Genomic DNA, 12459 nt, shown 5'->3' with positions numbered 1-12459 from the left:
AGCCGCACCGCCGGCCCCCGGTGCCGCCTCCCGGGAGGGCAACCTCCGCGCCGAGACCGAGTGGCTGCTCCTCGTCGCCCGCGCCTACACACAGGGCGAGATCACGCGCACTGTCGCAGACGAACTGGCACCCGCAGGAATGGACTCGCAAGCGTGACCGACCCGTTGCAGGACCCGCGGTTCTTCGACGATCCCTACCCGACCTACGCCCGGCTGCGAAACGCGGCCCCGGTTCAGAAGGTGCCCACCGGTTCAGGAGGGCGCTACAGCTACCTGGTCACGGGCTACGCGGAGGCCCGGGAGGCATTCACCGATCCTCGGCTTTCGAAGAACACCATGCGGTTCTTCGCCGGCCGGCCCTCGCAGCGTGACCTCCATCCGGCCGTCTCCCAGAACATGCTCGCCACCGACCCCCCGCGCCACGCACGGCTGCGGGCTCTGGTGACGAAGGCGTTCACCACCGGGGCCGTCGCGCGGTTGCGCCCGTACATCGCCGGCCTGGTCGGCGAGCTGCTCGACGCCTGGCCGGATCACGGACCGGTGGACCTCGTTGCGAGCCTCGCGGTACCGCTGCCAGTCACCGTCATCTGTCAGCTGCTGGGCGTACCCGCATCCGACCGCCGGCTCGTGCGCACGTGGTCGAGCGAGCTGTTCGCCGCCGGAGATCCCCGGCGGATCGACGCCGCCTCACATTCTGTTGGCGGCTACATGACCGACCTTGTGGCCTCCAGACGCAGCTCGCCCGGCGAGAGCCTGCTCGACGACCTCATCGCCGTGCGCGACGGCCAGGACAAGCTGACCGAGGACGAACTCGTATCGCTCGCCGTGCTCCTGCTTGTGGCCGGCCACGAGACCACCACCAACTTCATTGGTAACGCGGCTCTGGCTCTTCTGCAACACCCAGAGTCGCTCGCGCAGTTGAGAGTCGAACCGCAGCTGCTCGGGAGTGCCCTGGACGAGTTGCTGCGCTTCGACTCGCCTGTCGGGATCGCCACGTTCCGCTATAGCACCGAGGCGCTCACACTTGGCGGGACCGTGATCCCCGCAGGCGTTCCGGTACTCATCGCTCCCGGTGCCGCCAACCGCGACCCCACCCGATTCCCCGGGCCGGACCAGCTCGATCTCAACCGTGGTGCCACCGGCCACCTCGCCTTCGGCCACGGTATCCACAGATGCCTGGGAGCACCCCTCGCGCGAGCCGAAGCCGAACTCGCGCTCGGGGCGGTCATTTCCCGCTTCCCCGACGTTCGACTGGCAGTTCCCACTGAGGAACTGGAGTGGCGGCACACGCGGTTGATGCGCGGCCTCACATCCCTGCCGCTCGCCCTGTGACGTCGAAGGCACTGGAGGGGTCCGGTAGATCTGCGGGACGCCTTGGGCTGATTCCTTCCTGAGCAGGATGGAATCAGCCCAATACATGGGATCAGGACGCCAGGCGTTGCAGGCGGCTGGTGGCCTCGTCGAGTACGTCGTCCCTCTTGCAGAAGGTGAAGCGGACCTGGCTGCGGCCGGCGTCGGGGTCGTCGTAGAAGACGGAGTTGGGGACGGCGACGACGCCGCAGCGTTCGGGGAGGGCGCGGCAGAAGGCATAGGCGTTCTTCTCGCCGAAGGGGGCGATGTCGGTGGTGATGAAGTACGTGCCTTGGGGCTGGTAGACCTCGAACCCGGCCTGGCGCAGGCCGTCGCCGAGCAGGTCGCGTTTGCGGCGGAGGTCGGCGCGGAATCCGTCGAAGTACGAGTCTGGCAGCCGCAGTGCTTCGGCGATCGCGTACTGGAACGGGCCCGCGCTGACGTACGTCAGGTACTGCTTGGCCGTCCGGACGGCGGAGACGAGCGGGCCATTCGCGGTGACCCAGCCAACCTTCCATCCGGTGAAGGAGAAGGTCTTGCCCGACGAGCCGATGGTGACCGTGCGCTCGCGCATGCCGGGCAGGGCCGCGATGGGATGGTGCGTGCCTTCGTAGACGAGGTGCTCGTACACCTCGTCGGTGACGACGAGCAGGTCGTGTTCGATGGCGAGTGCGGCGATGGCACTCTGCTCTTCGGCGGTGAGGACCATCCCAGTCGGGTTGTGCGGGGTGTTGAGGAGCAGGAGCCGGGTCCGCGGTGTGATCTTGGCGCGCAGCTCATCCAAGTCCGGGCGGAAGGACGGCGCTCGCAGCGTGAGCGGTACGCGCTTCGCTCCGGCCATGGCGATGCAGGCGGCGTAGGAGTCGTAAAAGGGCTCGAAGGCGATGACCTCGTCGCCCGGCTCCAGAAGCGCCAGCATGGTGGCGGCGATGGCCTCGGTGGCGCCAGCGGTGACCAGGACCTCGGTGTCAGGGTCGAAGGAGAGGTCGTAGAAGCGCTGTTGGTGGTCGGAGATCGCTACCCGCAGTTCCGGGATGCCTGGGCCGGGCGGGTACTGGTTGCCCTTCCCCTCCCGCAGGGCGCGGACGGCGGCCTCGCGGATCTCCTCGGGCCCGTCGGTGTCGGGGAAGCCCTGGCCCAGGTTGATCGCGCCCGTCGCGGTCGCCAGTGCCGACATCTCCGCGAAGATCGTCGTCCCGAGTCCGTCCAGCCTTCGGTTCAGCAGTGGCCTGGCGCTCATGTCTCCACCGTTCTCACTCGGGTACCCGTCGATTCTCCGGGGACCATCCTGACTCATGGCCGGTCGTGGCCTCGCGCGGTGAAGGGACCACAGAGGGCCGAGGGGGGTATACGCGCTTTTCGTCGGGCTCCGCCTCCTGCTCCAGGAGAACGCCGGCCTTTGTCGAGATGTCGCGCAGGAGCGCGTCCTTCAGGTCGTGCAGTGTCGCGCTCTCGGAGACCAGCTGCCTTGCCACGGCGTGCAGCGGGTCGGTCATGGTGTGGAAGTCGGCGCGGGTGCTCGAGTCGGGCCAGGTGATGCTCAAGCGCGAGAGGGCGCGTGCGGAGATCTCCCGGGCGTTTCGGCCCTGAGCCACCTGTGCGACGTCGCTGCTCCGGCTTCTCAGCTCGTGGAGCAGCCACCAGCTGTCCTTGTCGTCCGCAGGCCGCACCGCCACGACGCCTCTGGTGGGTGACGCCGGGCGCTGCGTCACGGAGATGTGCGCGCCGTCGGGTCGGGTGCTCAACATGAAGGTGCCGGGAGGCCACGCTTTCGCGGCATCTGCCGGGCTGCTCAGGCGGAACCTCTCCACGTGGGGCACCGTGAGGTCGAAGAGGTCGGTTGGGGTGATCGCGTCGACGCCGGGTCCTTTCGTTCTAGGGGGGAGCGAGCGCGCGGAGCCCTTGCCTGTTTTCGCCTTGGCGACCTCGTCGAGCAGTCGTGTTTCCCAGGCCGGACTCGCGGAGGACCAGTCGTTGTGGATCGCGTCGGCCAGCTCCACTGCCTTTTGCGCGGCCTCCTGGTGGAGGTCGATCTTTTCCTCGATGAGACTGAAGGCCCTGTGGTACTTGGTGATGATGTCCGGCGGTGGAAGCGGGAGGGGCATGCGGCGGAGCGTGTCGAGGCTCACCGTGGGCTCGACGTGTGCCGTCACGTCCTCGTCGATCCGTGCCTTCGCCGTGGGCGTCTGCAGCCAGATGCGGAGCCACCTCACGACGTGCGGGTCCGCGCGGATGATGCCGATCGACCTGGTCGCGGTCCAACCCGCGTGCTCGGCGGTGATGAAAGCGGCGTCGCCCGTCCGCCTGACGAGTACGACGACCAGGTCGCCCTCCTTGAGGGTTGCCCGGTTGGGGCGAGAGTCCCCCAGACCGCGCTTGCCGGTCTGCGGTGAGTGAATCTTCCCGTCCCTGACGTAGGTCGAGCTGACGATGCCTGTCTGATCGGGAGCGTTGTCGTCGAGGACGCCGGAGGTGGTGTACATGGACGCCTTCGGGAACTCGGCGATGGTGGTCCTCTGCCACCCCTCGGTACTGGAGCCGTCGTGGTGGGCCGTCGCGTCCATCAGATCTCCTCCAGGGCGTCCAGTAGTCGCGATTCGAGGGCATGGACCTGGTTGAGCTTCTCGACCAGCTCAAGCTTGAGCTGGTCGATCCGGCTCCGTGTGTCGCGTTCGGGACCTGGGGGCTCCACGGCGTACGAGGTGGGCATGAGGTCGTGCTTGCGGCGGGCGATTTCCTCGGTCGAGCAGCTTCGGGACCAGCCCGGCTCATCGCGGTAGGACATGGAGGTGGCACGGTTCTCTGCGATGCCCCGCCAGGTTGCCAGGGTGGTCAGGATCGACTCCGTGTGTTTGTCTCCCAGCCTCCGTGCCCTCGATCCCGGGACGGGTTCGAAAGCCCGCCGCGCATTGATGAACAGCACTTGTCCGCGACGGTCGACGCTGCCCCAGCCGGGTCGTGGGCTCTTGTCCTTGTTGAGCACCCACAGGCAGGCGGTGGCCTCGGTATGGCCGAACACGCGGGGCGGCAGTGCGATCACGCACTCGACGAGGTCGGCTCGCAGCAGCCGTTCGCGCAGCCTTCGTGTGGCGGGTTGGATGCTCTTGGCCACGCTGTCGGCCATCAGGAAGGCTGCTCGGCCTTGCGGGGCCAGCGCGTGCGCGATGTGCAGGATCCACGCGGAGTTGGCGGATCCCCTGGGCGGGGGCTCGTCAAGCCACCGGGGGTCGGTGGGGAAGTACCGCTCCAGCCGGGTGACCTGGCGCTCCGGTGCCCAGTCGTGCTGGTTGAACGGAAGGTTGGCCAGGACGATGTCGTACCGATCGGGCTCCGGCGTGGCGAGGCTGTCCCCAGGCGGGAAGACACGGGCCTCGATGCCCCGTACAGCGAGGTTCATACGGGCGACCTGCGAGGTATGGGCGTGCTGATCCTTCCCCCGCAAAGACATGGTCGGGTTCAGCCCGACACGTTCGCGGACGTAACGATGGCTCTCGACCAGCAGCCCACCTGAACCGCATACGGGGTCCAGCACGTTGTGACCGTCCTGAGGCGCGGCGGCGCCGACCATGAGGCGGGCCATGTCGCCGGGCGTGAAGTAGTGGCTTCCGCGTGCCTGCTCGGCCGAGAGGTCGCGCAGGCACTGGTCGAGCAGCGTCCCGACCTGCTGGACGGAGCCGATCGCCAGGATGAGACCGCGCAGCGGGCCATCGGCGCCGGGAGGCGGTACGGGCATCAAGTCGCTCGTACCCGTATCGTCGCCTCCGGCGTCGTTGGCGGGGAGCCAGTGGGCAAGGCACTTGCGCAGGGAAGGTCCGATTGGCGACCTACGCTCTACGGCCTCGCTCAGCAGCCACAACCATGTGGGAACACCGGCCCCGGGGACGGTGCGCGCGGTCCGGCTCAGGTAGAGCAGCCCGAGGACGAGCCGGGCCGCGTCGTGGGCGTTCATCAGACGGGAGAGACGCTCGCGTTGTAGGCGCACCTCCGTGAAGACCCTGAGCGCGGCGGGGTCCTCGTCACGCGCACCCCCTCGAAGGGTTTCGACGTCGTTCACGAGCCCACCACGCCCAGGCAGACCATGACACCGAGAACGAGCGTCAGGGCACCGGCGAAGGTCGTCACCCCGGTCCTGAAAGCCACCGTGGGGCGCCCTCCCTCTACGACGGCCACGAGGCTGCCGGCGAGAGCGGCAACCAGCGCCACGAGGACCGCGATGATCACGTACATCGACTTCTGCTGCACGTGCTTCCTTCCTGAGATCAGGGGGATCTCCAAGAGCGCGAGCGAGTCACACGATCCCCGGCGTCAGGAAGGACAGTAGAAGACACGGCCCACGCGACGCTTGATGCACGGTCTTTGGGATTCTCCTAGGCGCGCGTGCGCAGTTGAGTGAGGCGTCATTGAGTGCACGCTCTTTGGGATCTATGAGGCTGAGTCCGCTAGGCAGCGAGATCGAGCGCCGTGGTGCCAAGAGAATAGGTAGGCGAAAAAGCCTTGACCCAGCCGACCTTCCACCCGGTGAAGGAGAAGCTCTTCCCGGCCGATCCGATGGTGACCGTGCGGTCGCGCATGCCCGGCAGTGTGGCGAGCGGGATGTGTTCGGCCTCGCCGAAGACCAGGTGTTCGTAGACCTCGTCGGTGACCACGAGGAGGTCGCGTTCGACGGCGAGTGCCGCGATCGCGGTGAGTTCCTCGCGGGTGAGGACCGTGCCGGTGGGGTTGTGCGGGGTGTTGATCAGGAGCAGGCGGGTGCGGTCGGTGACCGCGTCCCGCAGCTCGTCGAGGTCCAGGCGGAACGAACCTTCGCTCGGGCGCAGCGTCACGGGGACACGGGTGCCGCCCGCCATCGCGATGCAGGCCGCGTACGAGTCGTAGTACGGCTCGAGCGCGATCACCTCGTCGCCGGGCTCCAGCAGGGCGAGCAGCGCGGCCGCGATCGCCTCCGTCGCGCCCGCCGTGACGAGGACCTCGGTGTCGGGGTCGTACGTGAGCCCGTACCGGCGCTCCTGATGTACGGCGATCGCCGCGCGCAGCTCGGGGATGCCGGGGCCCGGCGGGTACTGGTTGCCGCGGCCGTCCCGCAGCGCCCGTACGGCCGCCTCGCGGACCTCGTCGGGGCCGTCGGTGTCGGGAAAGCCCTGGCCGAGGTTGATGGAGCCGGTGCTCACGGCCAGGGCCGACATCTCGGCGAAGATCGTCGTCCCGAACTCGGCGAGACGGCGGTTGAGGAGCGGGCGCACGGTGGAGGTCATGGCGGCCATCCTGCGCGCAACCTCTGGAGTTGCTCAACTCTGCTTTGAGCTCCGGCGGCCGGGGGCATCCCCCTCTCACGCAAGAAGGAAGCCAGAAAGAAGCAAGCAGGAACAGCAAGAAAGCAGACAGAAACACAAGCGAGAAGCAATGGCCCACGGGGGGTCGCTTCGGGGGAACGAAAGGAGGGTGACGCCATGAATATCGGCATCATCCTGGCGGTGGTCGGTGCAGTGGTCGTCATCGGTGTTCTGATCGCCGCGACGAGCGACAGCAGGAGGGCGCGCTCGCGTTCGCGCAGCGGCTCCGGGAGCCGCGGCGGCAGCTGGTGGGCCTCGGGCGGGGGCGGTCACCACGGGGGCGGGGGCTCGTCCTGCAGCGGGGGCTCGTCCTGCGGAGGCGGGTCGTCCTGCGGGGGCGGCGGGGGAGGATGCGGCGGCGGAGGCAGCTGACACGGGGCAGCTGGTCCGTGGGGGAACCGCATCCGGACCGTCCGGCACCAGGAGGCGTCCGCCGGAAAGTGTGACACTTGCCGCGAAAGTGTCACACTTTTCGGCGGGCGCCTCGTCGTTGGGGTATCTGCCGCCGGGCGCCTGGCAGTTGGGGCGCTCACGGCGCACTCGGCCGCCGGGGGCGCACTCCCTGGTTGAACAGGTGAGCTGGGGAGCCCTCGGAGGGATGGAAATCGCATGAAGATGGGTAAAAAGGCTGTGGCGGACGCGCTGTTCATGATTCCCTCTTAATCCCCCACGCAGACCCCGAAGCATCCTTCTGACCAGGCAGACCGGGCGATTCCCCCGGAGCCGGTCAGGATGCGACGGGCCCCACTCACCCTTTGCGTGCCAGCGGGAGCCGATCCATGCTCACCACCCTCCACACCGCCTACACCGACACGCGCGCGGCCGACCTGGCCTGGGCCCTGGGACGCGAGCCGCTCCCCGCGCTCGCCACGCTCGACCTCGAACTCTCCGGCGCCAAGCTCCAGTTGAGACTGCTCGGCGCATCCCACCAGGTACTCCTGGACGAGCGGCGAGGCACCTGTTCGGAAACCGTCGCCTGCATCCCGGGCAGCAGCACCCCCCTGCCGCTCGGCGTCGCCAAACGCGTCGGCGAGTGGGAGTACGAGTTCGCGGCCCGCGTAGAAACGTTGTCACGCGGCTCATTCGAGGGGCGCGCACAGGAACTCCTCGCGCTGGTCTCCGACCACCCCCACGGCCTGGCAGGCGTCTTCCCCGGCAGCCCCCACGCGTTCACAGCCATGCTTGCCCAACACCACGAGGACCAGGTCCACTGGCGCACCTGGCACGCATATCCACAGGACGGCCAACTGGTGGCGACAAGGACGAGAGTTGGGGTACGGGTGGCGGCTCCGGCATAAGCGCCGGGTTCGGGGACGCGCCCTTTAGGGGCGCGGGGAACTGCGCGACCAGCCCACAACTACCCGCAGCCGTAAACGAAACAGGCGGAAGCGCGACGGTACCCAAAGCAGGCGCACACCCAAAAAGTTCCACACGTGTGAGTGACGCCCCCCGCCGGAGGCGTGACGTACCGTGACCTGGGTGATCGACCCGCACGCCCCGGCCCCGCCCGGAGCGCCGCCCCGGGGCGCCAGTCCGGGAGGCCCCTGCCCGGGACTGCCAGTCAAGGCAGCCACAGGCAGGGGCCTCGTCCTCGCAGGCGTCTTCGTCTGCGCGGCCTGCGGACTCGTCTACGAACTCGAACTCGTCGCCCTCGCCTCGTACTTGATGGGTGACTCCGTCACCCAGGCCTCCGTCGTGCTCTCCGTGATGGTCTTCGCGATGGGCATCGGCTCGCTCGTGGCCAAACGTCTGTGCTGCCGCGCCGCGGCCGGCTTCGGGGCGGTCGAGGCGCTGCTCGCGCTGGTCGGCGGGTGCAGTGCGATGGCCCTGTACGCCGCCTTCGCCTGGACCGGCGACTGGGGCGGGGCGTGGGAGGGCGGATCCCGCTATCTGCTCGTCGCCTTCTCACTGGTGATCGGACTGCTCATCGGCGCCGAAGTGCCCCTGCTGATGGAGCTGATCCAGCGGATCAGGCAGCAGGACGCGGGCGGCGCGGTCGCCGACCTGTTCGCCGCGGACTACGTGGGCGCGCTGGTCGGCGGACTCGCCTTCCCCTTCCTTCTCCTGCCCTTGCTCGGCCAGTTGACCGGAGCGCTGATCACCGGAACCGTCAACGCGATCGCGGGCGGCGCCCTCGTACTCGGCCTGTTCCGGCAGGACCTGACCCGCCGCGGACGCCGGCTGCTCGTCATCGCCAACCTCGTCGTCCTCGGGCTGCTCGCCTCGGCCGCCGTCCACGTCGACGACTTCGAACGGGCGGCGCGGCAGGCGGTGTACGGCCACGACGTACGGGTGGCGCTGCAGACGGACGTACAGGAGGTCGTCCTCACCGGCGGCTCGGACGGGCGTCCGTTCAGCCTGTTCCTCGACGGGCGGCTGCGGGTCAGCGGGCGGGACGAGCGGCGCTATCACGAGGCGTTGGTGCACCCGGCGATGCGCAGCGGGCCGCACGCGCGCGTGCTCGTCCTCGGCGGCGGGGACGGGCTCGCGGTACGCGAAGTGCTGCGACACGCGGGCGTACGACGGGTCGATGTGGTCGAACTCGACGCGGGCGTCGTGCGGTTGGCGCGCACCGACCCGGCGCTGTCCGCGCTGAACAAGGACGCGTTCGGGGATCCGCGGGTGCGCGTCGTCAACGCCGACGCGTTCGTGCGGCTGCGTCAGACGCGGGACACGTACGACGTCGTGATCTCGGATCTGCCGGATCCGGGGATCACGGCCAGTACGAAGCTGTACTCGCTGGAGTTCTACGGGCTCGCGCGGCGGGTTCTCGCCGAGCGCGGGCGGCTCGTCGTGCACGCGGGGCCTGTCGCGTCCCGGCCGCGGGTGTTCTGGACGGTCGACGCGACACTGCGGGCGGCGGGGCTGCGGACCGTGCCGTACCGGGTGGGCGGTCGCGACTCCGGCTTCGCGGCCGGGCCCGACCGTACGAGTGGCCCGGCGGGGGCGCCGGACGACTGGGGCTTCGTCCTCGCGGCCCGTACGACACCCGTGCTGTCCCTCCCCGGGGCGGCGCGGGCGGCGGAACGCACCCGGCTGCCGGGCCTGCCGCCGTCGACGCTGGTCCATCCGCGTTACGCCGGCTGAACCGAATGCTCTGATACGCAGGTGCGGAACGGGCCACGCTGGGTAGGCTCGGCCGACATGGAGCATGAGGTGTTCGTTCCGGTTCCCGTCGAACGTCTTCGGGAGGCGCTCGCCGATCCCTCGCGGGTGGCCCGGGCGGTGCCCGGGCTCCAGCAGGACGCGGGGAAGGCGCCCGTCTCCGGACGCCTGAAGGTACGCGTCGGCAGTCACAGCATCACCTATCGCGGCACGCTCCGGGTCGCCGGGCAGGACGACGGGTCGTACGCCATCGAAGGCGACGCCACCGAGGCCCGCGGGAGCGGCTCGGCGAAGCTCGCGCTCACGTTGTCGCTCCGCTCGGCTGAGGGGGGCTCGATGCTTGTCTTTGGGGGGACGGTCTCGGCTGACGGGCGGGTCATGGAGTTGCCGTCGGATGCGGTGGCTTCGGCCGGTACGCGGTTGCTGAACCGTTTCGCGGAGAACCTGGCGGGGGCCTCCGGCGGTTCGACGGGGGCTTCTGGTGAGCCGGAGGCTTCTGGTGAGGCGGAGGGGGCGTCCGCCTCTGCCGCGCCGGAGGCGGCGCCCGAGCCGGCCGCCGACTCCGACTCGGCGATCGCACCGCCCGAAGGGGCCCAGGATGCCGAGGCCGTGGCCGCCGAGGAACCCTCCGTCTTCGAGACCGAGGTTCCGCCGCCCGCGCTCGCCCCGTTCGCCGAGGACGACTTCGAGGGTGGTTTCGAGGAGGAGGACGGGGAGCCTCCGGCCGAGGCCGCGCACGCCCGGCGGACGATGATCGGCCGGAGCGCGGAGGAGGTCGATCACGCGCCCCCGCGTGGCCGGTACGCGCCGGTGCCGGCACCTGAGGCCGTGTCCAGGGGCGCGGCCTTGCGCTGGGCCGCGCCGGCCGCCGCGCTTGTGGTGGCCTCGGCCATCGTTCTGGGCCGCGTCCTGCGCCGACGGCGCTGACCGCACCGCTCCGCGGGGCCGCTGGGCACCTGGTCACCCAGTACGGATGCGGGCGTTCCCGGGGCCGCGCCCCTTCAGGGGCGCGGGGCTGTGTTCATATGCGGCTCCGCCGCGTGGGCGCGACCAGCCACGACGAACCCGCGGCCGACATACGACCCATTCGAGGGGGCCGGGGGCGCAGCCCCCGACGCCCACCCCTCACGCGCCGGACGCGCCGGAACCCCGCTCCAGCGGCGGAGCCGTAACGCTCCCGTGCGTCCGGCACTCGGGCCGCCGGCAGTCCGGCGTCGGCCGGCGAACGGTCGTAAAGGCGACGATCGCGCCCACCACGAGGACCGCGGCGCACAGCGGCATCGCCCGCGTGAACGCGTCGTCGAAAGCGGCAGGCGAGCGGTACGCCTCCGACCCCATCCCCGCGGCTAGCGGCAGCGCGGCGACCGCTATCAGGCCCGCCGCGCGGGCCGCCGCGTTGTTGATGCCGCTGGCCAGGCCCGCCCGCGAGTTGTCCACGGAGGCGAGCACGGTCGCGGTCAGCGGCGCGACCAGGGTGACCATGCCAAGGCCCAGCACCAGCAGCGCGGGCAGGACGTCCAGGACGTACGACGCGTCCGTGCCCACTCGCAGCATCAGCAGCATCCCCGCCGCGCACAGCAGCGGGCCGACGGTGAGGGGGATGCGAGGGCCGATACGCGCGGCCAGGTCGCCGGAGCGGGCGGACAGGAGCAGCATCAGAACGGTGGTGGGCAGCAGCGCCGTACCGGCGCCGAGCGCCGAGTAGCCGGAGACGACCTGCAACTGGAGCGCGGCGAGGAAGAAGAAGCCGCTGAAGGCCGCGTACACGCACAGGGTCACCAGATTGACCGCCGTGAACTGGCGGGACGCGAAGATGTCGAGCGGCATCATCGGATCGGCCCGCTTCCGCTCGACGTACACGAAGGCGATGCCCGCCACGACCCCCGCGGCAGCCGTCCCGGCGACGATCAGCGTGCCGCTGCCGGCCTCGATCAGGGCGTACGTCACGAGGGCGAGGGCGAGCGCGCCGAGGGCCGCGCCGAGTACGTCGAATCCGCGCGCGTGCTTCCGCCCGTCCTTCGACTCCGGTACGTGGCGCAGGGCGATCGGCGCGCACAGCAGCGCGAGCGGGACGTTGAGCAGGAACACCCAGCGCCAGCCGGGACCGTCCACCAGCCAGCCGCCCACGAAGGGGCCGACCGCGGCGCCGACACCGCCGAACCCCGACCACAGGCCGACGGCCTTCCCCCGGTCGTCGGGATGGAAGGAGGCCTGGATGAGGGAGAGCGAGCCGGGGGTGAGCAGCGCGCCGCCGATGCCCTGAAGGGCGCGGGCCGCGACGAGCGCAGGGGCGTTCGGTGCGATGCCGCACAGCAGCGACGCCACCGCGAACCAGATCACGCCGATGACGAAGATCTTCCGGCGCCCGAAGCGGTCGCCGAGGGCGCCGCCCAGGAGGATCAGGCCCGCGAGGGTGACCGTGTACGCGTTGACGGTCCACTGGAGGGCGGCGAGATCGGCGTCGAGGTCGCGGCCGATACGCGGCAGCGCGACGTTCACGACCGTCGAGTCCAGCAACGCCATGCTCGAACCGAGCACCGTGGTCAGCAGGATCCATCTCCCCGCGGGGGTGCCGATCCTGACGCCTGTGTCCTGCTGGTTCTCCTGGGGAGGGGCAGCCATACCCGGAGCATACGGAACGGTCCGGCACCCCACAGGATCCCGGACCGTCCGA

General features: G+C 70.0%; 9 protein-coding genes and 1 pseudogene. 4 read left to right on the top strand and 6 right to left on the bottom strand.

The window, feature by feature from the left end; genetic code table 11:
- The first annotated feature begins 153 nt into the window (after positions 1-153).
- On the top strand, positions 154-1332 hold the full coding sequence (locus ACYVO6_RS08200) for a cytochrome P450 family protein (RefSeq protein WP_461058791.1): 1179 nt from the start codon (positions 154-156) through the stop codon (positions 1330-1332).
- 91 nt (positions 1333-1423) lie between these two features.
- Here the strand turns inward: ACYVO6_RS08200 and ACYVO6_RS08195 are convergent, their stop codons facing one another.
- The 5 genes and pseudogenes from ACYVO6_RS08195 to ACYVO6_RS08175 form a co-directional block, all read right to left on the bottom strand.
- On the bottom strand, positions 1424-2590 hold the full coding sequence (locus tag ACYVO6_RS08195; RefSeq protein ID WP_461058789.1) for a pyridoxal phosphate-dependent aminotransferase: 1167 nt from the start codon (positions 2588-2590) through the stop codon (positions 1424-1426).
- Between the two features lie 13 nt (positions 2591-2603).
- Positions 2604-3914, bottom strand: coding sequence for a restriction endonuclease subunit S domain-containing protein (locus ACYVO6_RS08190; RefSeq protein WP_461058787.1), 1311 nt, complete (start codon positions 3912-3914; stop codon positions 2604-2606).
- Complete coding sequence (locus ACYVO6_RS08185; protein WP_461058785.1) at positions 3914-5404, bottom strand: N-6 DNA methylase; 1491 nt, start codon at positions 5402-5404, stop codon at positions 3914-3916. Before ACYVO6_RS08185 ends, ACYVO6_RS08190 begins: the two co-directional genes overlap by 1 nt.
- Positions 5401-5592 carry a hypothetical protein gene (locus tag ACYVO6_RS08180; RefSeq protein ID WP_144384867.1) on the bottom strand — a complete coding sequence of 64 codons (192 nt, stop codon included), beginning with the start codon at positions 5590-5592 and terminating at the stop codon, positions 5401-5403. The genes ACYVO6_RS08185 and ACYVO6_RS08180 overlap by 4 nt, the downstream gene beginning before the upstream one ends.
- 248 nt (positions 5593-5840) lie before the next feature.
- A pseudogene (locus tag ACYVO6_RS08175) lies at positions 5841-6611 on the bottom strand (aminotransferase class I/II-fold pyridoxal phosphate-dependent enzyme); the annotation flags it as partial.
- Positions 6612-7459: 848 nt separating this feature from the next.
- On the opposite strand from ACYVO6_RS08175, the gene ACYVO6_RS08170 reads away from it, so the two are divergent.
- The 3 genes from ACYVO6_RS08170 (at position 7460) to ACYVO6_RS08160 (ending at position 10712) form a co-directional block, all read left to right on the top strand.
- The gene (locus tag ACYVO6_RS08170; RefSeq protein WP_461058782.1) at positions 7460-7978 is read left to right on the top strand and encodes a DUF2617 family protein; all 519 of its coding nucleotides are present in this window, start codon (positions 7460-7462) and stop codon (positions 7976-7978) included.
- Between the two features lie 181 nt (positions 7979-8159).
- Positions 8160-9767, top strand: coding sequence for a polyamine aminopropyltransferase (locus ACYVO6_RS08165; RefSeq protein ID WP_461058780.1), 1608 nt, complete (start codon positions 8160-8162; stop codon positions 9765-9767).
- A gap of 57 nt (positions 9768-9824) precedes the next feature.
- Positions 9825-10712 carry an SRPBCC domain-containing protein gene (locus ACYVO6_RS08160; RefSeq protein WP_461058778.1) on the top strand — a complete coding sequence of 296 codons (888 nt, stop codon included), beginning with the start codon at positions 9825-9827 and terminating at the stop codon, positions 10710-10712.
- Between the two features lie 198 nt (positions 10713-10910).
- Here ACYVO6_RS08160 and ACYVO6_RS08155 read toward each other — a convergent pair whose 3' ends face one another.
- Complete coding sequence (locus ACYVO6_RS08155; protein WP_461058776.1) at positions 10911-12407, bottom strand: MFS transporter; 1497 nt, start codon at positions 12405-12407, stop codon at positions 10911-10913.
- Between the last annotated feature and the right edge of the window lie 52 nt (positions 12408-12459).

This window comes from Streptomyces pseudoechinosporeus (genome assembly GCF_054783935.1).
This window is presented reverse-complemented; position numbering and strand designations above follow the sequence as displayed.